This window comes from Alkalimonas collagenimarina, from assembly GCF_030717845.1.
GTDB classification, from domain to species: domain Bacteria; phylum Pseudomonadota; class Gammaproteobacteria; order Enterobacterales; family Alteromonadaceae; genus Alkalimonas; species Alkalimonas collagenimarina.
On the sequence record NZ_JAUZVZ010000009.1, the window covers coordinates 21,721 to 46,243 of the forward strand.

General features: G+C 48.1%; 21 protein-coding genes. 6 read left to right on the forward strand and 15 right to left on the reverse strand.

From position 1 onward, the window contains the following. Positions 1 to 2: 2 nt before the first annotated feature. Together surA and Q3O60_RS07830 are read right to left on the reverse strand one after the other, a co-directional pair. A complete protein-coding gene (gene surA / locus Q3O60_RS07825; protein WP_305893357.1) occupies positions 3 to 1,289 on the reverse strand; it encodes a peptidylprolyl isomerase SurA in 1,287 nt (428 codons plus the stop codon). An 11-nt stretch (positions 1,290 to 1,300) separates the two neighbouring features. Next, positions 1,301 to 3,580 (reverse strand): LPS-assembly protein LptD, encoded by a 2,280-nt coding sequence (locus Q3O60_RS07830; RefSeq protein WP_305893358.1) that lies wholly within the window; start codon positions 3,578 to 3,580, stop codon positions 1,301 to 1,303. A gap of 237 nt (positions 3,581 to 3,817) precedes the next feature. Here Q3O60_RS07830 and djlA point away from each other — a divergent pair, with 237 nt between their 5' ends. Both djlA and Q3O60_RS07840 read left to right on the forward strand, forming a co-directional pair. Continuing rightward, positions 3,818 to 4,630, forward strand: a complete 813-nt coding sequence (djlA, locus tag Q3O60_RS07835) for a co-chaperone DjlA (RefSeq protein ID WP_305893359.1) — start codon at positions 3,818 to 3,820, stop codon at positions 4,628 to 4,630. Positions 4,631 to 4,688: 58 nt separating this feature from the next. After that, positions 4,689 to 5,519 (forward strand): ion transporter, encoded by an 831-nt coding sequence (locus Q3O60_RS07840; protein ID WP_305893360.1) that lies wholly within the window; start codon positions 4,689 to 4,691, stop codon positions 5,517 to 5,519. On the opposite strand, the gene Q3O60_RS07845 is transcribed toward Q3O60_RS07840, so the two are convergent. From Q3O60_RS07845 to rapA, 5 genes are all read right to left on the reverse strand, one after another. Next, the gene (locus Q3O60_RS07845; protein WP_305893361.1) at positions 5,489 to 5,911 is read right to left on the reverse strand and encodes a hypothetical protein; all 423 of its coding nucleotides are present in this window, start codon (positions 5,909 to 5,911) and stop codon (positions 5,489 to 5,491) included. The genes Q3O60_RS07840 and Q3O60_RS07845 overlap by 31 nt on opposite strands. A gap of 47 nt (positions 5,912 to 5,958) precedes the next feature. Further along, positions 5,959 to 6,720 carry a DUF3530 family protein gene (locus Q3O60_RS07850; RefSeq protein WP_305893362.1) on the reverse strand — a complete coding sequence of 254 codons (762 nt, stop codon included), beginning with the start codon at positions 6,718 to 6,720 and terminating at the stop codon, positions 5,959 to 5,961. Positions 6,721 to 6,826: 106 nt separating this feature from the next. Further along, the gene (locus Q3O60_RS07855) at positions 6,827 to 7,909 is read right to left on the reverse strand and encodes an OmpA family protein (RefSeq protein WP_305893363.1); all 1,083 of its coding nucleotides are present in this window, start codon (positions 7,907 to 7,909) and stop codon (positions 6,827 to 6,829) included. Positions 7,910 to 8,123: 214 nt separating this feature from the next. After that, positions 8,124 to 8,774, reverse strand: a complete 651-nt coding sequence (locus Q3O60_RS07860; protein ID WP_305893364.1) for a pseudouridine synthase — start codon at positions 8,772 to 8,774, stop codon at positions 8,124 to 8,126. Between the two features lie 6 nt (positions 8,775 to 8,780). Next, positions 8,781 to 11,702 carry an RNA polymerase-associated protein RapA gene (gene rapA, locus Q3O60_RS07865; protein ID WP_305893365.1) on the reverse strand — a complete coding sequence of 974 codons (2,922 nt, stop codon included), beginning with the start codon at positions 11,700 to 11,702 and terminating at the stop codon, positions 8,781 to 8,783. Positions 11,703 to 11,949: 247 nt separating this feature from the next. Here rapA and Q3O60_RS07870 point away from each other — a divergent pair, with 247 nt between their 5' ends. Continuing rightward, positions 11,950 to 13,335: a PhoH family protein gene (locus Q3O60_RS07870; protein ID WP_305893366.1), complete on the forward strand. Its 1,386-nt coding sequence runs from the start codon at positions 11,950 to 11,952 to the stop codon at positions 13,333 to 13,335. On the opposite strand, the gene Q3O60_RS07875 is transcribed toward Q3O60_RS07870, so the two are convergent. Beyond that, positions 13,330 to 14,286: a hypothetical protein gene (locus tag Q3O60_RS07875; protein ID WP_305893367.1), complete on the reverse strand. Its 957-nt coding sequence runs from the start codon at positions 14,284 to 14,286 to the stop codon at positions 13,330 to 13,332. The genes Q3O60_RS07870 and Q3O60_RS07875 overlap by 6 nt on opposite strands. Then, entirely contained in the window at positions 14,241 to 14,891 is a 651-nt protein-coding gene (locus tag Q3O60_RS07880) for a choice-of-anchor H family protein (protein WP_305893368.1), read from the reverse strand. Before Q3O60_RS07880 ends, Q3O60_RS07875 begins: the two co-directional genes overlap by 46 nt. A gap of 96 nt (positions 14,892 to 14,987) precedes the next feature. Here Q3O60_RS07880 and Q3O60_RS07885 point away from each other — a divergent pair, with 96 nt between their 5' ends. Next, positions 14,988 to 15,842 (forward strand): pseudouridine synthase, encoded by an 855-nt coding sequence (locus Q3O60_RS07885; protein WP_305893369.1) that lies wholly within the window; start codon positions 14,988 to 14,990, stop codon positions 15,840 to 15,842. Here the strand turns inward: Q3O60_RS07885 and Q3O60_RS07890 are convergent. Together Q3O60_RS07890 and Q3O60_RS07895 are read right to left on the reverse strand one after the other, a co-directional pair. Next, positions 15,824 to 17,875, reverse strand: a complete 2,052-nt coding sequence (locus Q3O60_RS07890; RefSeq protein ID WP_305893370.1) for a tetratricopeptide repeat protein — start codon at positions 17,873 to 17,875, stop codon at positions 15,824 to 15,826. The genes Q3O60_RS07885 and Q3O60_RS07890 overlap by 19 nt on opposite strands. A gap of 106 nt (positions 17,876 to 17,981) precedes the next feature. Then, positions 17,982 to 18,929 carry a D-2-hydroxyacid dehydrogenase gene (locus Q3O60_RS07895; RefSeq protein WP_305893371.1) on the reverse strand — a complete coding sequence of 316 codons (948 nt, stop codon included), beginning with the start codon at positions 18,927 to 18,929 and terminating at the stop codon, positions 17,982 to 17,984. Between the two features lie 111 nt (positions 18,930 to 19,040). Between Q3O60_RS07895 and Q3O60_RS07900 the strand changes: the two genes are divergently transcribed. Next, the gene (locus Q3O60_RS07900; protein ID WP_305893372.1) at positions 19,041 to 19,952 is read left to right on the forward strand and encodes a GGDEF domain-containing protein; all 912 of its coding nucleotides are present in this window, start codon (positions 19,041 to 19,043) and stop codon (positions 19,950 to 19,952) included. Positions 19,953 to 19,979: 27 nt separating this feature from the next. Then, on the forward strand, positions 19,980 to 20,207 hold the full coding sequence (locus Q3O60_RS07905; protein WP_305893373.1) for a DUF2798 domain-containing protein: 228 nt from the start codon (positions 19,980 to 19,982) through the stop codon (positions 20,205 to 20,207). 21 nt (positions 20,208 to 20,228) lie between these two features. On the opposite strand, the gene Q3O60_RS07910 is transcribed toward Q3O60_RS07905, so the two are convergent. From Q3O60_RS07910 to Q3O60_RS07925, 4 genes are read right to left on the reverse strand one after another with little or no spacing between them, the layout of a single operon-like run. After that, entirely contained in the window at positions 20,229 to 20,654 is a 426-nt protein-coding gene (locus tag Q3O60_RS07910; protein WP_305893374.1) for a group I truncated hemoglobin, read from the reverse strand. After that, positions 20,654 to 21,478 (reverse strand): DUF3034 family protein, encoded by an 825-nt coding sequence (locus Q3O60_RS07915; protein ID WP_305893375.1) that lies wholly within the window; start codon positions 21,476 to 21,478, stop codon positions 20,654 to 20,656. The genes Q3O60_RS07910 and Q3O60_RS07915 overlap by 1 nt, the downstream gene beginning before the upstream one ends. Positions 21,479 to 21,480: 2 nt before the next feature. After that, positions 21,481 to 23,841, reverse strand: coding sequence for a putative bifunctional diguanylate cyclase/phosphodiesterase (locus Q3O60_RS07920; RefSeq protein WP_305893376.1), 2,361 nt, complete (start codon positions 23,839 to 23,841; stop codon positions 21,481 to 21,483). Positions 23,842 to 23,849: 8 nt separating this feature from the next. Beyond that, positions 23,850 to 24,494 (reverse strand): methylamine utilization protein, encoded by a 645-nt coding sequence (locus Q3O60_RS07925; RefSeq protein ID WP_305893377.1) that lies wholly within the window; start codon positions 24,492 to 24,494, stop codon positions 23,850 to 23,852. Positions 24,495 to 24,523 lie beyond the last annotated feature (29 nt).

The following is a 24,523-nucleotide window of genomic DNA, read 5'->3' on the forward strand; positions in this document are numbered from 1 at the left end:
AATTACTCCACAACTTCCACATAGGCTTCATCACGTAATTCACGGAGGAAATTGCTGGTTTCTTCGTTAAATCGACGATTGAATATCATGCGATAAATTTGCTCGCGCTGATTTTCTGCCGTTGCATCCACGGAGCGCCGATCAAGCAATTGCACAATATGCCAGCCGTGCTGAGTTCTGAATGGTTCACTCAGCTCATCGATATCCAGACGCCGCAGCGTATCACGGAATTCTGGTACATAAATTTCAGGGTCGGCCCATCCCAGATCACCACCATTGTTGCGTGAGCCTGGATCTTCGGAATGTTCTTTCGCAAAGGCGGCAAAATCAGCATTACCATTACGGAACTCGCGGCCAAATCGGGCCAGCGTTTCTCGAGCACGCTCTTCACTTAGGATAATCGAGGGGCGAATAAGTACGTGACGCGCTCTGACTTCCTGAATTTCAGTGACATTTTCTCCCCGAATATCAAAGATGGTCAGAATGTGAAAGCCTGCACCTGAGCGTAACGGGCCAATCAAATCACCGCGACGTTTATCCCGGATTGCTTCTGCAAACAAGGTCGGCATTTCATTGATGTTCATCCATCCCATATCACCGCCTTCCAGCGCACGGCTGCCTGATGACGAGGTTAAGGCTTGCTGGCGGAAGTCACTGCCTTCTTTCAGCAGTTTCAACACGGCTTCAGCACGATCTCGAGCACTGTCGATATCATCCGTTGTCGCCTGACTAGGTAAGCCAATCAAAATGTGGCCAATATTGTATTGCTCATTCGTGGCGCCTTGCTCCTGCATAACACGCAACAAGCTCTCTACCTCTTGCGGGCTGATATAAATACGACGTTGAACACTATTTCGTAATACTTCATTGGTGGTGATTTCTTCTCGTAACCGTTCACGGAAAGTCTGGTAGCTGCCTTCTTCAGCAACGACTTGTTGACGGAACTGCTCCAGCGTCATGCCTTCACCTGAAGCAATGCTTTGAATGGTTTGATCCAACTGAGAGTCACTGATTTGAAGGCCCATCCGGTCAGCCATTTGCATTTGCAAGCTGGTGTTAATTAGACGATCTAATGCCTGTACCCGCAAGACATCATCTGATGGCAAACTTTGCCCCTGAGCAACAGCATTTCGTTTGACTCGTTTTACAACCTCTTCGACCTCAGATTTTAAAACCACACCACTATCAACGATAGCGGCAATGCGATCGACTTCTTGTTCGTTAGCAAAGGCCGTTGGTAAGCTTTGTAACAACATGCAGCTGAGAATAATACACGAAAATAACTTCATAAATTCCTACACTAATTATTTAATAAATATGGACGTCGATAGCTGAAGATGCCATTTGATAACATGTCTGTGACGGCAAAACCAGCTTTATCGCCAAAGCCTTTTAGGACAAATTGTAATGAAATTCCGTTGTCGAAGGTACTCGGAATATTCAAATCTGTAGGGTTGCGGGTCAGATCCGTCGCGATTTGTCTGCGCGCAACCAGTCGAATGGCCCAGCAACAGGATTCGTACTGAATGCCAAAATGAGCTTCCATCATCTGACTATGGTTCAAGTCGTAATAATAGCTGCCGAACAGTTGCCAGTGATCCGCGACAGGTTGCGTACCAAGCAGACCGATTTGGCTTATTTCGTAATCTGAGACCGCTTGGCTGTAACGATGGTTCAATTGAAACAGTGTTTTATCACTGCCACGATAATCGAGTGTGACGTTACTTTTGATTAAGTTGCGGTTATCGCTATCGTATTGCACCCCGGCACTGACAAACCAGCGACGATGCCATTGCCACATAGACTCCGCCGCCAACATTGATTCAATATCCGTTAGGCTTTGCTGAAACGGGTCTTGCAACTCGGTGGGGGAGGTAATAAAAAATATTTGCCCCAGACTAAAACGAAACTGCTCTCTATCGTTCGCATCGTAAATGCGGCTGGTCGCACCCAATGTCAGCTGGTTTGCTTCATTGATTCTGTCCAGCCCAGAAAAACGATTTTCCCGGAATAAACCAAAGTAATCATCTTGCAAGCGTGTGGTATCAAACAGTCCAATCTCTGATTGTGAGCGGTGGGGAATGTACAAATACTGCAGTTGAGGCTCGAAGGTTTGTACCTTCAGCTCCCCTTGCTGTTCCAATGAGCGTTCAAAGTTTAATTGGCCTCGCAGGCGAAGCTTTGGCATGGTGCGTTGTATAGTTTGCGTTTGGTCCTGTTGAAGCTGATCACTATTTTGCTGATAACGTGTATGCATCAGGCTGGCCTCAGCCATAAACTCCATCGCCGGCGAGATGAAGGGCAAGCGAACGGTTGGTTCAATATGAGCTCTATGAGCTGAATGGATGAGCGCCTGATCATTGCGGAAATAAGCATACTGAGCTTGCCAGTCAAACTCCAGCCCTGCTAGCAAAGGAATAGGTTCTGCGGAGCGTACATCGACCACAGGCAAGGCGGCATAGGCTTTATCATAATTACCTAATACGGTGAAGTCTTGCAGTTGCAGGCTGGCGAATACATCGTCGCCATAGTAAGTGATGTTGCCTTGCTTGAGTAACTGGGTATCACTCTGGTTCATGTAATCTGAACCCAGATCGGTAAGGTAAGCATCATCACTGATGTCAGTTACATCCAAGGTGCCTCGCCAGCGAGGGGTGAAATCACTGCGTTGGTTGTAATGACCAAGGTAGCGCTGAGTCAGCTCTGGTCTTTCACGATCTTTTTGCATGTACTCTAGATGGAGCAAGCCTTGATGATCTTCGGTCAGGTAACGAAACTCGGATTTAAGTTGATAGCCTCGATTGGTCATTACTCGAGGGGTCAATGTTAGATCATAGTTTTCTGCCAGATTGAAATAGTAAGGCAGCTCCAGGTCAACGCCGAGCCGCTGCGAACTACCGACGTTTGGCAGTAACAAGCCGGATTTACGCTCTTCAGTAATAGGAAACGACAAATAGGGCAAATACAGCACCGGTATATCACGTACTTTGAATACGGTATGCCAGGCTTGTCCCCATCCTTCATCTGCATTGAGTTTGATTTCATTCGCATGCAATGCCCAGCTATTATCCCCAATGGGACAAGCGGTGAAGCTGGCGTCACTAAGCTGTAGTGAGGTTTCTGACGCCAGTAAGATATCGGCAGCGCCTCGTCCAGACTGCGTGGCTAATTGATAATCCGCCTGAGAGAGCTCGACACGATTTTGTTGAAGGTTGGCTACGAACTTTTGGCTGCGGACAGCCAGAGCGGGACTGAAGTAGCTAATGCCACCATCGGCCAGAATAATTTGTTCTGACTGACTAAAGCTTGCTTGAGGTGCTTGCAATAGCGTATCGCTATAGCTGACCTGAACATTGCCAAAAAATCTGGCTTGCTGGTTATTGTTCAGCTCAAGACCATCCGCATCAATAAAAACCTGCGAGCCATCTTGATCCAGCTCAGTCAGTGCAACGGGGTAAGGCGTGGTTGGATAGCAATTATCAATCATTGCATTATCTGCAACAATATTGGCAGTGGCTGCGACAGCATTGGCAGTAGCCATCAGGCACACAAAAGCAAAATTGGTCAACCGAAACGTCATGCGCCTTATAAACCTTGAAAATTGTACTGTTAATGAGGATTTATAATAAACGGCTATGATAAAGCAATTTGCCGGCTGCCGCTACGCTGTTATGGCCGGTAATGCTGGATCTTTCCCCTTATCGGTGCTGGTGCCAGCCGTTTTGACTGTTATAATGGCCGCTCGATTCTTGGGGTGAACCAGAGTTTGTTGACAGCTCTGATGAATTTGCCAGATTAACTGCTGGAGCGTGTTTGGGTGTGGGGTAAAATTCTCGGCGCTTTATTTGGGCTGGCAATACTAAGGCTACCCGGACTATTCATTGGTTTGTTGTTAGGGCATTGGTTCGACCAAGCTTTGCGGCAACGCTTTGAGCGCCGGGGTGGATTTCAGGGACTGTTTCATAGTCATAAAGAAGCTCAAGGCGTTTTTATGTATAGCACCTTTGCTGTGATGGGCCATTTGGCGAAATCTACGGGTGTGGTGACACAGGCGCATATTCGTCAAGCACAACACTTTATGACTCAGCTGGGCTTAACAGTGCAGCAGCAAAAAGAAGCCCAGAACGCATTCCGTGATGGCAAAGCCTCAGCGTTTCCCTGGCAGCAACAGCTGGCTGATTTAAAAATGGCCTACCTCAACCGCCCGGATGTGCTGATGCTGTTTATGGAGATTCAGATGAGTATTGCCTTAGTCGATGGGCAGTTGACCAGGCAACAGCGGCAGATCCTAACTCGGATCGCTGAGTTATTGGATTTTTCACCACTGCAGTTTGAACAGATACTGGGCCGTTATGAAGCCGAAGCACGTTTTCAACACCGGCGGCATCATGGTAGCCATTCTGCACAAAGGCCACAACGTAGCTTGGCTGATGCCTATGCCTTGCTTGGTACACAAGAAGGTTGTACCGATCAACAGTTAAAGAAAGCGTACAAACGGCAAATGGCACAACATCACCCAGACAAGTTAGTCGCTCAGGGCATGCCACCCGAGATGCAGGAGCTGGCTAACCAAAAAACACAAGAAATCCAAGCCGCATATGAGTTGATCAAGCAGCAGCGCGGACTTTGAATACAACTCTCTTTCGCTTCGTAAGCTCAAAACGAATATTAGCAAAGGTTACCTATATATGCAGTTAGATTATGCCTGGTTTCAGCGTCTACAACAGATCGAGCAGAGCCGCTACTTCCAGGGTTTTGTTATTGCCGTTATTGTGATTGCTGCCTTGACGGTCGGCGCCAAAACGTATCGCTTACCCTTGTGGGTCGAGCAAGGCATCGGTGTCCTCGACATTGCCATCACGTTTTTTTTCCTATTTGAAATCACCATCCGCTTTTTATCGGCTGAACAGAAAAAACGCTTTTTTCACGATGGCTGGAATGTGTTTGATACCTTTATTGTGGTCGCCAGCTTAGTCCCGTTACCGGATAGCGAAATGGTGGTGATTGGACGCCTGCTTCGTGTGTTGCGAGTCCTACGTTTGGTCTCCATTGTACCTGAGCTTCGCTTTCTGATTAATGCGCTACTCAAAGCAATCCCCAAAATGGGCTACATTGCTTTGCTGATGTTTATTATTTTTTATATCTTTGCAGCGGTTGGCTCTATCTTTTTTGCCAAAATCGATGAGTTTCTCTGGGGAGACATCGCCATCTCTATGTTGACTTTGTTTCGGGTGGCGACCTTTGAGGATTGGACCGATGTAATGTACGACACCATGGAAGTATATCCACTGAGCTGGATTTACTACATTGTGTTTATCTTTTTAACCACCTTTATCTTTCTCAATATGATGGTCGGTGTCATTCTGGAGATCATGACCAATGAAACACGTAAAGAAGACCATCAGCAACAAGAAGAGCATCATGATGAGCTGCTGCATCAATTGCAATTGCTGCAGCAGCAAGTCGCCAGATTAAATAACCGTATGGATCAACAGCAGGATAAAACAGACGATTCTTGAACTGGCTCAGTTGCTGCCGGGAGCAAGTAATTATCAAAAGTGAAGACTTCGACCTGATCCAGATTGACCTTACGATAGCCTTGTGCTTCATCCAGAATTTCCACCTGACTGGTCAATTCGGTAATAGAGCAATTATAGGTCGGCAAAATTTCTGCTAAGTAGCGAGCCATCGATCGTAACTGAGCGCTGGCTGCCAGTCGCTTCGTTTCGGCTTCGTCTTTACAAACGTGAGCGCTTTCAACCAATACCATGGTGGTGCCAATCAACGAAACTGGTTCCTCTATCAGAGGTGGAGGAGGAGGTGCTTGGTGAACGATCGGCGGTGGGGAGGAGCACGCTTGCAGTAACCCGAGGGTGATTAATGACAGTACTACACGGTTTTTAGTGGTCATAGTAAATTCCGAAGTCAGAAAGTTGATCATGGCCTGTTATCGATTGATTATAACCCCAAATAACTCAGCCAGCCATAGACTTCCTTCATCATTAGGTATTGTGTAGTCTCGAGCTCGGCATAACCGGTTAATAAGCGTTGGCGGTACAGTAAGTTTGCATTTTTCCGACTCCATCGCTGACGCTCAAGTAAGGTACTCTCAATGTGACGATGATCCAGTAGATGCGCTATATCCAACGTTGGGATAGCCAGAGCGCCAATACGTTGGGCCAGCTCGCGATTTGACACTGGATCAGCCTCATAACTACTGACTAAGATAAGCGCATCTACAGGTCTGGACATACTGTGCCAGTCAAACTGAGTGAGTAAATTGGCACTCGAACCTTGCGCCAAAATGACGACATGACCTGCGGGCATATCATCATAATCTAATAACTGATTAAACCGTTGTTGTAAGGCTTCGCTTTTGCTTTCGTCATCATGCGCTAAGGTGGGGGGCATCATGGCAATGGTATGCCAACCTAAGTCGTTAAATTGCTGTCGTAAGAAGTTCAGTTGCCGTGGAGTAGCTGGGTGCAAAGAGCTATCAGGAATGAGGATTAGCGTGCCTTTTTCAAAGGCAGTCATTGCCGGGCGATGCAAAATAGTGAAGTTATCTTGTTCGCTATCAAGATGCTGAAACTCCCACTCTGGTAATTGCCGCTGCAAATCGAGCATTAATTGCTGCTCGCTGGCATATGCCTGACCAGAAAAGAGAGAAATGAGTAGTAGAAAGAAAAACGTGGTGGCATGGTGCCAAAAGCGATGCATGGGGACCCCTTTTCTATCCTCTTAATTCTAGGGTATCGGCCATGATTTCCAAAGCTGAAAAAAATAAAGCCGCATAGCGCGGCTTTATTGCAGAACAGACGTTGAATTAACGCATGACTGGTTCTTTGATCGTCGCAGTTACCAGCGCTTCAATACGTTGGTTGGCACGATGTGCTTCACGACTGGTACCTTCCATCCGCGGGTTGTTGAAACCATAACCTTTGGTGGTGATACGTGAAGATTCGATACCATGGGTGTTGATCAATAAATCAGCAACGGCCTTGGCGCGGCGCTCAGATAAACCCATGTTGTAATCGGCAGCACCAATGCGTGATGCATGGCCTTCGATTTCTACACGAGCGCTTGGGTAACGTTTCAGATAATCAGCCAGACGGGCAACATCAGCACGTTGCTCACGCGATACTTCAGCTGAATCAAAACCAAACAGAACACGGATTTCTGCACTGCCAACACGCTGCTCAGTCTCGGAGTAGATAGTACAACCATCAGCATCTACACGATGGCCACGAGGCGTATTTGGACACTTATCACGGCTATCAGGTACACCATCACCATCGCTGTCAGTTACGGCAGGAGCAGGCGTTGCTGCTGGCGCTGGAGCTGGTGCCGGAGCTGGTGCTGCGGCAGAAGCTGCACCGAAGTAGTAGCTTAAACCAACCTTAATGCCTGCATCGGCCCAAGAGGTATCTTTATTCAGACCTTGATAGCGATTTGCTTCAGCAAAGAAAGAGACACTCTCATTGATAAAGGCACGGTAACCAATACCAACGTTGACAGAGTTTGTATGATTCATATCATGATGTTTCAAACCAGCCAGAACGTAGACACCGCTATTATCAAGATGATAAAGCGCGTCAATACCAAAACGATTACCAGTAATGCGGTCACCTTCAAGCTTGTTTTTCAAGCGTTGACGCGCAAATTCAGCACGAATAGCCCAGTTTTCATCAATCCGGTAACCAACATCAAAGCCAATACCTTCGCCGCGGGTCAAGTAATCCCAATCAACACTGCGGGTCTTTTTACGATCTGGCATATAGTATTCGGCGAAAATAGAGCCAAACACGCGATCCTGCAATTCTGCAGCAGTAGGGGTGTTGGCGGCAGCCGTCCCTGACATCAGAGGTAAAGCGGCAAGCACAGCCAAAGTACAAATTTTACGTTTCATCCATTTCTCCTTAGGTGAAGTCCAACAGACCCAATTTTATCGTGAAACTGTTTATTTAACAAATTAAACCAATAAATAAAGGGGTCAAAAGCTGAAAACACTGTATTTATTTTCGCTGAGTCTGATCATAGAGCATAAAACTGAACGCTGGGTTAACAACCGGTGAGGATTGGGTTTATTCTAAGCTTTATTGTGATCGTATGCATTGAACGATTCAAAACGGGCATTTAGAAAAAAATTGTATCGGTAACTCTGAACCTGGGTGGTTTAGTTGAAGCCACTCCGCATGCAGTAATAATCGTTCGGCAGGCTTATCATGCTCATGTCTATAAAATTTATCGCCAAGTATAGCATGTCCGAGCCACTGCATATGAACTCTTAGCTGGTGTGATCGACCGGTAACCGGGAATAGCAGCACGCGGCTTTCAATAGCCGAGTGGTGTATGCGATGAAAATTAGTCAGCGCTTTTTTTCCTGAGAGGAAGCAAACCTTTTGTTTAGGCCGGTTAGGCCAATCACAAATCAGTGGCACACTGACGCTACCATGTGCCGCCTGCAACCTGCCAGCGACAACCGCCTGATAGCGTTTGTGGATCTCGCGCTCAGAGAATTGTCGGTTTAAGATGCGTTGTGCCTGAGGATGCATGGCCATCACCATGAGGCCTGATGTTGCCATATCAAGCCGGTGGACGACACGTGCATCAGGCCAGACTCTTTGAACCCGTGAGCTCAGACTATCATGATGCTCAGCTGCCTTACCCGGCACACTGAGCAAGCCACTTGGCTTATTCAATACCACGATATCATTATCCTGATACAGGATATCCAGGTAAGGACGTTGAGGCGGTTGATAGTCTATGAGCATAGTGTGTTATGGCTTATCATGACTCACCACAATAAGGCGAACTGCGTCGAGTTTTAATCGTGCTTTATCGATATAGCTTGTCAGATCTATTTGTTGCTGCCTTAAATGTTCAATCTCTTCTGGCCTGACTGCTGGGTTGACCGCCTGTAATTGCTGCAAACGCTGAATCTCTTCCTGCAAAGCTTGTTGCATGCGTTGTTTGGCGTGCTGCTTCACCGTAGGAAGCTGTTGCAAGGCATGTTGTTCTGCTTGCTGCAGTACCGGATCTAGTTGACTTCGTAATGCTTTGACAATTTTGACCGAAGCCTGTTTGGCAACGGGTTCCAATTGTTTTTCGAGCTGCTCAGCAGGAACGGATTGTGCTAAATTTCGCCCTTGAGCCTCCAACAACAATCGCAGTGGTGTCACTGGTAAATAACGACCAAGTTGCAGCACAGGTGGAGCACTGGCTTCGACCAAATAAATCAGCTCAAGGAACCAACTGCCGGCAGGTAAAGCCGGATTAGGTAACAGGGCAACGGTGTTGTTGCCGCGTTGCTCTTGCGTTAGTAAATCCAGAGTGTGTAACACCATGGGGTGATCCCAGCTCAGAAATTGAATATCTTCTTGTGCCAGAGCAGTGGCGCGATCAAAGGTCACACTGATCCCTTCATCATCAAGGCCAGGGTAATGGCTTATCTCCATATGCTCTGAGGTTTTCAGAATTAAGCAGGTATCGCTGCGCTCTTCTTGCGTGATCCCCAGCTGATCCCAGCATTGGATCATAAAGCTGGCCAGGTGGTGCTGGCGATCCAATTGTTGTAATTGCTCACTAAGTTGCTGAGCATTCTGGCCACCCGACGAATGAATTTCCAACAGCTGATCGCGGCCCTGCTCGAGCTGTTCCAATAGATGTTGGTGGCTGTGCTGACTTTGCTGGATTAAGCTTTGCAAGCCTGCATCCGACCACTCAGGCTTGAGTAGAAGTTCGGTCAATGCAGGCGCATACTGTTGATACAGCGCGGCTCCGGTTTGACAGGTTTGCTCTAAGGCATTGAGTGCTTGATGGTACCATTGCAACAAATATTCCTGCGTATGTTGCCGAAAGTACATAACATGTAACTGGATCTCTTGCTGTTGGCCAATACGGTCCAGTCGACCGATCCGTTGTTCCAGTAAATCGGGGTTCAAAGGCAAATCAAACAGCACCAGATGATGCGCAAATTGAAAGTTACGGCCTTCACTACCAATTTCGGAGCACAGTAGAATTTGAGCGCTGTAATCTTGTTGGGCAAAATAAGCGGCGGCTTTGTCTCGCTCCAGAATACTCATTTGCTCATGGAATACGGCGGCGCGGATCCCTTCACGCTGCATCAATGCTTTTTCAAGCTCGATAGCGGTTTGCGCATGGGCACAAATCAATAAGAATTTTTCTGTCTTGTGTTGTTTGAGTAAAGCAATCAAAGCAGGGATGCGCGGATCAATATCCACCCATGCTTGCTCAGGGGCGCCTTGTTGATAGAGCCGCTCCGGTGTCAGTAACTGACCAGCAATCTCTGAATGCAATGACGGTTTTATAGTGGCTTGCTTGATCGTGTCGGCGCTGCGCTGATAAAGCTCTGGACTTTGCAGCGGGATCAAGTTGGCATGCCGTTTTGGGAATCCCTGAATGGTTCTGCGGCTATTGCGAAACAGGATCCTGCCGGTACCGTGTCGATCAAGTAAGGGTTGCAGCAATTGCTGAGCCGCTTGCTGCTGTTCAATATCTGTTGTTTTACTCTGTTGTAAAGTATCCAAAGCCGGAGTCAGTTGCTCATCTTGCAACAGATCCATCAAAGCCTGACGATTGGTCGGGCTTAGCGGTTGCTCATGCAGCACCGCTTTGGCTAGAGCAGCAATATGTTGATACTGCTGCTCTTGTTGCACGAAGTCCTGATAATCGTAAAAGCGATCTGGGTCGAGTAGTTGCAAACGAGCGAAATGACTTCGATGCCCCAGCTGGTCAGGGGTTGCAGTTAATAAAATAATGCCTGGGATGGTCTCAGCCAGCGCAGAAATACACTGATAAGCCGTGCTAGGTTCTGTTTCACTCCACTCCAGATGGTGAGCCTCATCAACCACCATCAGATCCCAACCTGCCTCAACAGCCAGTTGTCGCCAGCTGGATTCAGTACTTAAAAACTCCAAACTACACAGCACCAGTTGCTCGGATTCAAATGGATTTTGTTGATCCAGTGCACTTTGCTGGCAGCGCTCTTGATCAAAAATAGCGACTGGTAAATTAAAGCGCCGCAGCATCTCGACCAGCCACTGATGTTGCAGCGATTCTGGCACCACGATCAGCACACGTTGTGCCAGACCACAAATCAGCTGTTGATGAATGATAAGTGCTGCTTCAATGGTTTTACCAAGGCCAACTTCATCGGCTAGCATCACGCGCGGAGCATGGCGTTTGGCGACTTCTTCGGCAATAAAGAGCTGGTGCGGGATCAGGTCGATACGGCCGCCACTTAGACCTCGCAAAGGGTTTTGTTGCAACCGATGCAGTCTTTGTAGGCTTTGGTACCGTAGGCTAAAGGCATCCAGTCGGTCAATTTGCCCTGAATACATCCGATCTTGCGGTTGGCTGAAACTGAGGAAATGATCCAAAAAAGTTTCCCGCAGTGTGGTGGGTTGGCCCGAAGAAACATCAATACCGCGATAGATCACCAAACCGTCTTCTTCATGAACGTCAGTGACATCTAACTCCTGCTCTTCTGCACTACGAATGCGATCGCCTGCGACAAAGCGGATCCGGGTTAATGGTGCTTGCTGTTTTGCATAGCAGCGTTGCTCGCCGCTAGCCGGAAATAAAAGGCTGACACTACGGCCATCGATGGCAATAACGGTACCTAAACCTAAGTCAGATTCACTGTCGCTGATCCAGCGTTGACCCAAAGCAAAAGACATGAAGATTCCTGTGACGGTAAGGGGGCGTCATGGTACAGGGAAATGGTTTTTTCTGCATCCTCAAAATTTCAGTGATGGCCTGTCATATCGTGGTCATGAAGCCGACATATACTCGTCTTGAACTGTTTGCTCAATTATTCAGCAATTCTTAAGAAAAAATGCTTTCGATACCACCAAGTTACACTATGCTTAGTGAAAGATGATCTGTTCTCTACTGATTCTCACTACCGCCTCCAAGGAGCTGCGTATGGCGCGAAAAAGAAGTAAGAAAGTCTATGTCCTCGATACCAATATTCTTTTGCATGAACCCTTTGCATTCTTAAACTTTCAGGAACACGATGTCGTGATCCCGATGACGGTTTTGGAGGAGTTAGACCACATCAAAGACCGCAACAAAGATGTCAGCCGGGATGCTCGGGTGGCTATTCGGGCTTTGGAAGACTCGTTGCGTGATGCATCGCCAGAGCAGATGCTGCATGGAGTCGCCTTACCGCAGCACGGTGAGATGAAGGTGTCTGGACATTTGTTCATTATCAATGATCATCACCTAAAAGATGAATTACCTGGTTTACCAGGGGGGGAGAACGATCACCTGATCATCAATACTGCCTTGTATTTGCAGCGTGAGCGTAGTCCGCAAAAAGTGATCCTTGTTACCAAAGATATCAATATGCGGTTGAAAGCCAAAGGCGCAGGCTTAAAACTGGTTGAGGATTATCGTACCGATCAATTGATTGATGATGTACGCTTTTTGTACAAAGGTTATTACCGTTTCAGTGGTGAATTCTGGTCACAGGTCAAAGATTGTCAGACCGAACAAAAAGACCGGGATATCTACCATTTACTCGAGCGTCGGTTGTTACCGGATGCTTACATTAATGAGTTTCTCATTGATGAGGCAGAATCCTTTGCCGGTCAAGTGGTCGCCATTGATGAGCAACAAATTCAGGTGCGGGATTTGGGTTATGAGCGCATCATGCATCGCCATGCCTGGGGCATTACGCCGAAAAATATTTATCAGGCCATGGCGATGGAGGCATTACTCGATCCTCAGATGGACCTGGTGATTCTGACCGGACCAGCAGGCTGTGGTAAAACCTTGATTGCTTTGGCGGCTGCGCTGGAGCTTGTGATTGAAAAGGGGCTATATGACAAAGTCATCGTGACGCGAAATACGCCAGAGATCGCGGAGTCTATTGGGTTCTTACCAGGTACAGAAGAGGAAAAAATGGCGCCTTGGCTAGCAGCGATTACTGATTCGCTGGAAGTGCTGCATAAAACCGATGAGCACCCACATGCCAGTGTCGGTTACATTATGGATAAAGCCAACATCCAGTTTAAGTCGGTGAATTTCATGCGTGGCCGTAGCATCCAGAATGCAATTGTCATTCTGGATGAGTGTCAAAACTTAAGTGCCGCTCAGCTCAAAACCATTATTACCCGTTGCGGAGAAGGCACCAAGCTGATTTGCTCGGGTAACCTTAGCCAGATAGATAGCAACTATCTGACGGCGGTGACCTCGGGGTTAACCTATATTGTTGAACGTTTTAAAAATTTCCAGGGCAGCGCCACCATTAATCTCAATGGAGTAGTGCGCAGCCGTTTGGCCTCTTTTGCTGAGGAAAACTTATAGCAATCGGTAGTTGACCACACCGGGTTGTAGGTAGATCCGATAACGAGAAGAGACTTGCCCGACTGGCTGCAAAGCCGGTCCGGTTGGGTCTGCCAGTACGTAGCTTTGGCCTTCCAGCTCCAGTTGTACATCAGCATCTGAGGGTTGCATACCGATGGCTAGCACTGCATGGTTGGGCAAGTAAACGATGGCCAAGCGAACATCGGGTAGCAGCAACTTGAGTAATGCTGCCATCAATACGGCTTTGCTATCGCAGTCGCCTTGGTGTTGTTGGATCACGCGAAGTGGTGGGCTAAACCCTTCGCCGCCACTGGCTGATCGGTCGTCAAGCCGCTGGTATGGGATCCGTTGGATCCAATCCAGTAAAAATTGACTGAGTTCTCTGGTCGTGGTGTAAGGAAATTTTTGTTGCAACGACATGGCAATCGGCATCAGGTCAGGCATGCTCTGCTGCATAATACGCCGATGATCCACCATGATCACCGTTCGCCTTGGGCTAAGTTGCCATTCCGTATGATAAATTTGTTCCAGGTAACGTTGTCGGGCCTGCTGCATAACCGCCTGCAATTGCTGGCGAATTTGTTGCGCTGCAGCTTGATCGGGAGCGTTGATTTGGTATTCGATTGGTGTGGTTCCTGTAATAAGCTGGAACTGCAACGAGGGTTGTGCAGCAGCTTGCTGCATCAAAGCTTGACGCATATAAGTATCAGCTAACTTTGCCGAGTAGCGCCGAAAGCCAGTTAGATGCTGCTGCATGCTTTGCCGCGGAATGCTAAAACTAAACTGCTGCAGCTGATCGTTGTGCTGCCATTGATAGTGATAATGCAGCTGATCGTCACTCTGACTTCGTTGCAATTGTATGGTTGCTGTTGCTTGCAATGGACACAGCAACAGCAACAAGCTGGTTAACCAGCCTGAGTAGAGGAGGATACGTGCATTCTTCTTCGCCATAGCAGCAAGCTTAGCCCGAGCAGCGCAAAAATACCAAAGCTTCCGCCTGAAGTCGTAATTACTTCGACTCGTTGCCTATCGCGCTGAATATCTTCCAAGGGTAATAAATCCAATATGGGCTCGTCGTAACCAGATAGTTCTGCCAGCAACCACCCTGAAGTGGCATCGTAAATTCGTATAATTAAGGTGTAATAGTCGGTGGGATAATTGGCCTCCAGAGTGGTGTCTATAGCGAACCAATCGTCCCGGCTTTGGCCATACAAAGTAAAGATAGAGCTGGTATGGAATAGCTGTTCGGGTCGGTTGCCCCGTTGCAGGCTAAATTCAGCAAACACGGCTTTGCTGCTGCGGTTGGTGTCTGCATCAAACTCAAGATACAGTTGGTGGTAAAAGCCATTATCATTGACATCACCACTGAGCTCCAGCTCAATACTGTGAAACCAAACATCGGTGCTGAAACTCTGACTGCTCACCAGCTCGGCGGAATCACGCGGCTGACTTTTGGGTTCAATAGCGCCATAAAACTCTTCCGTCTGAACCACGGGCGCTTGCTCTGCCAAGACGATGCTGGTAAACAGCAGGCTGGCGATAAGAAAAATTTTCATTGGCTATTCCTTCATGCAACACTTCAGTACAATGATAGGTATAGACGGCAAGGCATGAATCTATGCTGAACTAGCGGAGTGGATGAGTTGTTACGATTGAGCCGAAGGATCCAAGTAACCGAAGCGAATAATGCGATTGAGTGTCTGGCCACCGCTGTACCTGAATTGTCGAAAAGCCGCTTGAAAGATGCCATGTCGAAAGGCGCAGTGTATCTGGTTAAAGGCAAGAAACAAAAGCGGATACGTCGCGCGCAAACCATGTTGCATCCGGGGCAGTGCCTGCAACTGCATTATGATGAGCAGATCATGCAACGTAGCGCTCCGATGGCGGAATTGTTATTGGATATGCGCAGCTATTCCGTGTGGTGGAAGCCTGCAGGCTTGTTGGCTCAGGGCAGCCAGTGGGGCGATCATTTATCGTTGTTGCGTCAGGTCGAGCTTACCACTGGGCGGCCTGTATTTCTGGTGCATCGGTTGGATCGAGAGGCCAGTGGCTTGATGATGATTGCCCATCAGGCGAAAGCTGCAGCTGCCTTAAGCCAGCAATTTTCCGGCAGTGAGATGACCAAACATTATGTGGTACAGATCGCCGGTCAGTTACCTGTTGCACTGCTTCAGCAAGGCTGTATTCAAACACCGCTGGATGGTAAGCCCTGTCATACGCGCTTTCAATTACTCCGTTACGATGAGTCCGTCAAACGAAGTTGGTTGCAGGTTGAGCTATTATCAGGACGTAAACATCAAATCCGTCGGCACTTCTCTGCAAGTGGCTATCCTGTGATGGGCGATCCGCAGTACGGTAACGCGGTCTCATCGTCTGAGGGGATGGCATTGCAAGCAGTGTTGCTCGGTTGGCAATGCCCACAAAGTAAGCAACTGAAAACACTGAGCCTACCTGACCGCTTTTCCATTTATTCGTCTGATGTGAGTCCCTACTCTTCCGGACCCTGAACTGGGGTTTCCAGCAGTTCTCGCAGCTGAGGATTGAGTGATTGATCTTGTTGCCACAGCTCGATGCTGCCTAGTTGCAAGGCATTTAAAATATCCTGACGAATATTTTCTGTCATCCATTCACAGGGTTGTGGTTCCAAAACCTTTAATTGCAGGTAAATATGCTCATCAGATGGATTAATCTGTTCGGCCAGATACCAGCTTAACCACACGGCTTCGCGCAATGCTTGAATGTGTTGTTTTTGCCAACCGTTACCCAGCAATTCCTGTAAAGGCAAGATCAGTGTTTGCAACTGGGGTTGTGGCTTCAATAGCACCCGTTGCTGTGCCAGTTGACACAGCACTTTGCTTTGTAACGAGGCCAGCTCATTCGGTTCGCACCTGAGTCCAAGCCAAAGTACATCACTGTGGATAGCGAGTTGAACAATCTGTGGCAACTTCAAACTGTGGAGTAAACTAATCAACACTCGCCGCAACTGGATTTCACCGTGCTGTTGTTTGTAATATTGGCATCCACGCAGGGTGACAGCCATGAGATACAGTGGCTTTTTGTGGCGCTGTTCAGCAACAAGTTTGTCACTGAACTGGATCCATTGCCGAGAAAAAATCATTTGTGATGGCAGGATTGGTCGAGCTCGAAGTTTGAGTAAAGCCCAAGCTAAACCAAGGGTCAGCACCACGCTGAGTAGGGTCAACCACTGCAGTGGCGAGTCAGCGAATGAATCGGTTGCATCCAGTGTTGTTGTTTCACTTTGCTGGTGCGGTTGCGTCATCTGTAAGTAGTCCAACTTAAGGTTATGTTGCTCACGCAAGTCATCAAAGCGAAGTTTTAGTACTTGTTGGCTGAAATCATAAGCGCTGACCCAATCCTCCTGCCAGGAGGCTAGTTCGGCAGCGAGTTCGGCATAACGGTAACGGAGAAAAAGAAATTGGTTACTATCATCTATATCGATATGTATCCGGGCGAATATAGACTGAGCTAATTCGTGCTGTTGCTGAGCATGATACAGCTCGGCCATAGCCAATAAAACCTGACTTTGCATTGGATGACTATTGATTTGTGAAAACATACTGTGCGATTGCTCAAAATGGTAGGCTGCAGCCGCCATATTTTGTTGCGATAGGTGCCACTGACCCAGATAAAAAGTGGCCTCAGCAATGCTATACACGTCATCGACTTGATGACCAAGGATCAAAGCCTGCTGAATAGAGTCATAAGTATTCTCATTGGTTAGGTTTTGTTGCAGCTCAATATTCGCAATTTTTAACAAAACATTGACATAAGCGCGCTGTTGAGATGTGTAGTCCAAACCATCTTTAGCCAAAGTAAAATGATGCAAAGCCAGCTCATACAATCCCATTTTTTGGTAACCGAGGCCAAATCGCATATCAATCAAAGGGAAGGCATGTTCCGCTTTTAGTTCGGTAGCAAGACGCTTAGCATGGCTGAAATGACTAAATGCATCATTGATTTTATCCATTTGCAGGTGTAAACGGCCTAACAAATAATGAGCATTTAATTTCTGTGCAGGGTGCTGAGCAAGCTCAAGACTTTTATGGGCATACTGTACAGCTTGAGCGTAATCGCCATCCTGATTAAAAGCCTGCGCTAAACTCTCATAGACTTCTGCACGCTCCAGCTGACTCTCATTTTGAGGGAGTTTATCCAGCCAGTTTTCCGCGGTCAGTAGCGCTTCAATGCCCAGTTGCGTGTTGCGATAAAGACGGCCAACGATTTCTGCTTTAGTGCGATACAGCTGCGTTTGATACATCGGTTTATCGTCGAGCAAACGTGCAAGTTGAATAGCCTTTTCGATGCTATCAAGCGCGCTTTCTTTCTGATTTAATTGCAGGTACGCATAACTGACCTCCAACCAATGCAGACTGGAGTGCTGCTCCGGGCGCTGCAAAGCAGCCTCCAGAAACTGCTCTGGATTTTGTTGGATCAGTTGACGTCGAAGTTCTGGTTCTGCTAGTAGCGAAAAGCTAAGACAAGTCAGGACAAGATAAATACAGGCCAAGAATATTCTCATGATGGCGTCATGCTTGTTTCGTAAATCAAATACAGTTGACTGCTATTCTGCGCGACTTTATTCACGCTGTACAGTGTTATGCCCATACGAACCTTGCATCTTGAGATCACGCAGGTACATGCCTGAGTAACCATTGCTTTAAGTCATTAGCCACTTGCTGCACTAATCGATTGCGGGCTTCTGTCGTCGCCCACGCAACATGGGGGCTTAGAAGCAGACGCGGGTGTGAGGTAAGCAGCGCTGTATGGTTTGGCGGTGGTGGCTCGGTATCCAGCACATCCAAAGCGGCTGCATACAAGGTCTCGTCCATCAAAGCGCTCAACACGGCCTGCGTATCCACTAAAGCACCTCTGGCCGTATTAATGAGGATAGCTGTATTTTTCATCATGGCCAGTTGTTTGCGCCCAATCAGGTGATGATTATCATCGGTCAATGGGCAGTGTAAAGAAATGACATCAGCGCTTGCTAGTGCCTGTTCAAAAGGAACCCGGCCAGAGCGGCAGCTTGCCTTGGGTCGCTCGGCCACAATGACCTGCATGCCAAAAGCTCTGGCTAGCTGTGCAGTCGCCTGACCTAAAGTACCATGACCGATGATACAGAGCGTTTTTCCTGCCAGCTCAATCATCGGGTAGTCCAGCAAACAAAAATGTGAGCTTTTGCTCCAGCGGCCTTGTTGGATGGCTTGCTGGTAAGCCAGACATTGATTGGTCAGTTGCAGCAGTAAAGCAAACACATGCTGAGCCACCGATGCGGTGGCGTAGTGTTCAGCGTTCTGTACTTTAATACCAGCCTGCTGCGCTGCGACCAGATCAATGTTATTCAACCCGGTTGCCGTCACAGCGATGTACTTCAATTGTGGCAACTGCTGTAGGGTGTCGGCGTTAAGTTCGGTTTTGTTGACAATAGCAATGGTGGCGTTCTGCAAGCGCTCCACAATCTGTTCCAGCCTGGTTTCTGGGAAGAGCTCAAGTTCCACCTGCAACTGATGCAGTGGGTTAAGGTCGGCATTGCCAACGGAGCCTGCATCCAAAAAAACAGCCTGAGGTCTGGTCATGATAACTCCAAAAAAGGGTGGTGAAGATGCTGTTGATCCTACCTGCTCTTCAGAACGTAAGCTATGTTTGAAGGAGCGAGTGAAGCGCTATCCTGACAGAGGCAGGCAATTATGCACAAGGTCTTGGTCGATTTTCTGTATTCCAGTGGTGACGGGTACGGCATTTTTAATACAGATGATCAATTGGTGTATGCCAATCCTGCTCTTGGAGATATTTTTTCTATTCCAATTGAGCAGCTGGTCGGCATGGGCTTCGATGCCATTATTCGTTATTGCCATCAGCAGCACAAGGGACTGAAAATTGAAACGGATGATCTGGAAAACTGGTTGCTGTATGCTGCGCAACGCAGGCGAAGCGTGCCTTTTCGTATTTTTGAAGCCGATACCATGGATGGACGTTGGTTCCTGATGTCTGAGCAATGCAATGCCGAGGGTGCTATTTTATTGCACGCCAAAGAAATTACCGTGCAAAAGCAATTGCAGCAAGCTTTGCAAGTGGCTGAGCAACAGCTACGGCATCTCGCTAATACCGACGAATTAACTAAAATAGCCAACCGCCGCTCTTTTACTGAACAAGCAGAGCGGGTGCTATTGCATCAAGATAGAACCGATGCTACCTGCAGTATGTTGATGCTGGATATCGATCACTTCAAGCAACTTAATGATGAGCATGGCCATCTGGCTGGTGATTTGGCATTGCAATTTCTCACCCGGCAAATAAAGCAACACTTACGTGAGTACGACTTATTTGCTCGTTACGGTGGAGAAGAGTTTGTAGTATTGCTCACCGATATTCCTGCTGAAGAAGCCTTGCAAGTAGCGGAACGGATCCATCGACAACTGGCTGAAAACCCCTTTCAGTTTAAAGCGCACAAGATGGCCATTGAAGTGTCAATTGGTGTTGCTGAGCACAAGCAAAGTGAAAGCCTGGCCGTTTTGTTGCAGCGATCAGATCAGGCACTGTATCAAGCCAAGGCGCAGGGCCGAAATTGCAGTGTTGTGGCTAAGCCAATCGTTGTATAATGCAGTTTTCTCAGTGACGAGTTCATAATGTTTCCAGCAAAACTGCAACCCTTAGTATTCGCCTTTATTATGTCCGGCTTTATGGCCTTTTTGATGTCCGGTATCTTAACACTACTCAATCTGGGTTGGTTTAGTGGTTTTCTGTCAGCATGGTTGCAGGCTTATGTGGTGGCGCACGCTTGCGCCTTTCCATTGGTGCTGGTGTTTGCCCCTTTGAGTCGTAAACTGACGACTAAACTGGTGAAAACGAACTAGCTTTTAGCAAGTCATCAACCACTAGCGCTCGACAACCTCTGAATACATTGGTGCCAGCAGAGCCAACAGCCGGTTTTGTGCCGAGTAGGGTATATCACGTTGTTGCATCACCGTGATTAAATGATTGACCAGCCGGTCAAAGTCACGAGTGGTCAGGTTCAACCCAGTATGGCTTTCTTCCATGGTCGCGCCTGAATATACACAGGGCCCACCAGATAACTCACAGAGTTGCTCGGCCAGTAAATCACGAAAGCGTGGAATATCAGTATCGCGGAAGTGATTGACAATCAGCGGGTCGTGCTCAATCTGATGCAGTAAGCCGTCAGTAATCGCAGCAATACCTGATTCGCCTCCCAGCTGTTGATACAGCGAAGGGGTAGGTTGACTGCTGCAAGCCAGTAAGCCAGAGCCACAGAACAGCAACACCATAAGTTTCCAAAGTTTCATCACCAACTTCCTTCTAATGAGAGGTACCAACCTTGTTGCGAACTCAACCCAGCGATGCTGCCTAGATCGGTATAGGCGGCGGTCACCGACAAGTTTCGATTGATAAACCAAGCAACAAAAATATCTCGCCAATGCTGTTCATCGGCAAAAGCCAGTTGGTTGGGTTTTTGTTTAAACTCCACGCCAACCGCCAGGTGATGAGTCAGCAGTAAAGCGGCGGAGCTTTCGAACATCAACTTGTAGCCATTGCTGTCATCGCTACCAAAACCGAGTAAACCGGTTTGATTGGCCTTTGTCGCTCTTACGGTGGCATTGAGTAACAGGTTGCGGCCGGCTATGGCATCCAACCAGACTTTACTGGCTGCCAGATACAGATCGACGCCATCGCGTGAGCGTGCGCCGACGGCTGCAGGTAAATCAAAATCAAGGTGACGTTTGTACTGGGCACCAATACTGATCTGTGGCATGGCAGTATACAGTAGCTCGCCAGTCAGGCGGTATTTCACACCCACAATGTCTTGCCGAAGTTGGCCACCGATGGTGTCTAACTTGAATTGCTGACGGGCATAAGAAAGCTCCCAACGATTGTTGAGGCCAACACCTACACCAGCGGAGTTCAGGGTGAAGTCATCGACACTGACCCGGCTGATAAAGCTATTGGCCGACCATTCGTCGGTACTATGGTAGCCATTGATCACGGCCCAGGGCACAATACCACCACCAGCACTGCCTTCTATGCTGGTGACGCCACCAGTGCCGATAACACGGCTGTTGGCCAATACGGCACTACTGCTAAACAGCAGAAGTAAAAGTAGAAACTTCATGATTAAGACTCCATCACTTGAAATTTTTCATGCTGCTGCGGAAATGCCCCCAGCCACTCGATAAACAAGTCTGCTGACAATGGTTTAGAAAAATAGTAGCCCTGAACGGTATCACAACCAAATTGTTGTAAACAGCGAAGCCCTGCCTGGTTTTCAAGCCCCTCTGCAGTGACTTTAAATTGCAGACCATGGGCTAACTCAGTGGCTGCTTTGACAATCAATGCATCTTTGGCATTGTGTTCGATATCCCGGATAAAAGCCCGGTCAATTTTCACTTCATGCACAGGCAATTGCTTTAGGTAAGCGAGCGAAGAATGCCCGGTACCAAAGTCATCGATGGCCAGCTCAATGCCTAAATCACTCAGCTGTTGCAAAATCGCAATAACGCGAGTCGGGTCTTGCATCACAGCCCCTTCAGTCACCTCTAAACCGATGGCATTGGCTGGGACCTGATAGTGAAGCAATAACTGCTCGATGCGTCTGGGCAAGCTGGTGTCTGTCAGATCAAAGGGCGATAAATTGATGGCCAGTCGAAGCGGTCGATGTGAAGCCCACTCGGCCGCTTGGGCAATGACACGATCCAGCATCCAGTTGGTGATCAGGTGGATATGACCGGAGTGCTCTGCCAGAGCAATAAATTCATCCGGTGGAATAAAACCAAGCTCCGGGTGATGCCAGCGGATCAGGGCTTCCGCAGCGTGACAACTTTGTGTTTCTAACGACACTTTAGGCTGATAACAAATACTAAGTTGATTGTGTTGCAACGCTGCTGGCAATTGCTGGATGATAGTCATTTCGCGAAAGTGACTCTCATCCTGACCCGACTGATAGCTGGCAATGCCATCAACTGCTTGCTTGGCATGAGCGCTGGCAATATCGACCCGACGAAATAAGGTATTCACCGGAAGTGGATGTTGTTGAAAAGCCTGAAAGGCGTAATAACCAATACTCAGTCTTAAGGTGATACTGGTCTGTTGGAGTGCGTAAGGTGCGGTCAGGCTGGCTAAGGCGGTGATCATGCAGTTAGGTTGCTCCGGCCATACCAGCAAGAATTCATCACTGCCTAATCGTGCTGTCAGTTCTGGTTTCGGCTTCAGCTGCTGCAAGCGGTTGGCAAGTTGTTGCAATAAAGCATCACCGGTGTCGAAACCAAAGGCATCGTTGATATGACGAAACTGGCGAATATTCAGCAAAATCAACAGGCCTGAGTGCTGCTGAGCAAATTCGGCGACCTGACGTTCCGCCGCCCGGCGGTTGTATAAATCCGTAAGCTCATCATGTTCGGCATTGTAAATCAGGCTCTGCTCGCGCTCAGATAAGCTTTGTTGCATTTGACTCAAGGTGTTGCTGAGCACACCGACCTCCCCATAGGCTTGCGGCAGACTCTCGGGGTTTTGGCCTTTGCCTAATTCTGTGGCAAAACGAGTCAATCGTTGCAAGGGCCTTGTAATACTGCGTGCCATCCAAAAAGCAACGAATAAAGCCAATAGTAAAGCCACACCAAAAATAAGCAGTAGTTGTTCGCGCATGTGCTGGTAACTTTGCTGCCAGCGGCTATTCGGCAGATGCAACAAGGCCCATAACTGTGCGCTGCCATCTTGCAGATCATTGGCACCTAGCGGGCGAGTCATGGACAGATAACTTGCATCATCACTACTGACCGGTTCGGTTTGAGCGGGAGCATACTGCTCAGCAGCGAGCTGTATTTGTGGTTTGCTTTGTGGCGAGAGTGTGGAGCTAAGCCACTCGATATCCGCAGGCTTAGCCAGGTGTTGCTGCACCATCGTGAAACTAATATCCAGCCCGGTAATACGTTTCAGTTGCATAGCAAGCTCGGTATCCAGCATAAAACCCATGCCGACCCAAGCGATCACGGATGGCGCACGAACCGGCACCAACACCAATTGATAAGCCTGATCGCCAATCAGCTGAATGGTGCTGTGCGAACGAGCCGATTGCCATTGAGATTCAGATAAAATACCAGTTAAGCGACTTTTATCCAGCTCGGGTCGGGTACTGGTTATAAATTCACCTTGTGGGCTTAACAAGATCACCAGTTGAGCCTCAATACGACTGCCATGGTTTTCCAGTACTGACTGAATAGTCGCGGATTCAGACGTCGCCACAGCGCGGCGAAAGCCAAAGTCCGCAGCCAGTACCTGCACCGATTGGCTTAACTGACTGGAGCGATCACTCAGCAGTTGTTCAAACACGTTGGTGGCAACACTGAGAACTTGCCGGGCTTGTTGCTGACTATCTTCTTTCATGGCTTGCAAGCTGGCCATGGCGGTAGCCAATGCCATCAGGCTGAGCAACAGCGTGACGACAAGCAGCAGTCGACTGCGCAATGAAGAAAACATCATGCCGGCCTTCAGCTGCCAAACCCTCGTTGAGGCGTGGGTTGTTTCGGCCGGTGTGTAACATCAACTCGGAAACTGCTAGCCTTATTGTGCTCTGTCAGGCGAAATTGTTTTGGCGGCAAGCTGTGTTGCTGAAATGGATGCCAGATGGTCAGCTGATAGTCACCTGCAGGTAAATGTGTAAAATGCGCCTGCCCCTGCTCATCAGTGACAGCAACCAGAGGGCTCTCACTAACATATACATAAGCTTCCATGTAATCATGGATATTGCAGCCTAAGGCGACTATGCCCGCGGTATCAAACTCAATGGGTTCTTCTGGCCGGTCATGATACAACTGGATTTCGAACACCTTAGCAGCAGAAAACGAGTACACATGATGTCGGGTGCGATCAAAATTAGGGAAGTCAATCAAAGTACCCACCTGCACAGCGGACACAAAAGGTACGAAATTCAGACTTTGTTGTTTGATGGTTGCTTGTTGGGTTGAACCGGTATGTGATTGAGTGGTGTCCAGACTCACCAACTCGACCACAGCATCATCAAGTGGTTCACCATGCTGATCCATGATCGTGAATTGCCAAACCTCAGCAGTTGCATTCCACGCGGCTACACTGCAAAGTAAACATAGTGTGGTGAAAATGATAGATAATGTCATAGCAAACAGCCTCAGATGACTTGATGACA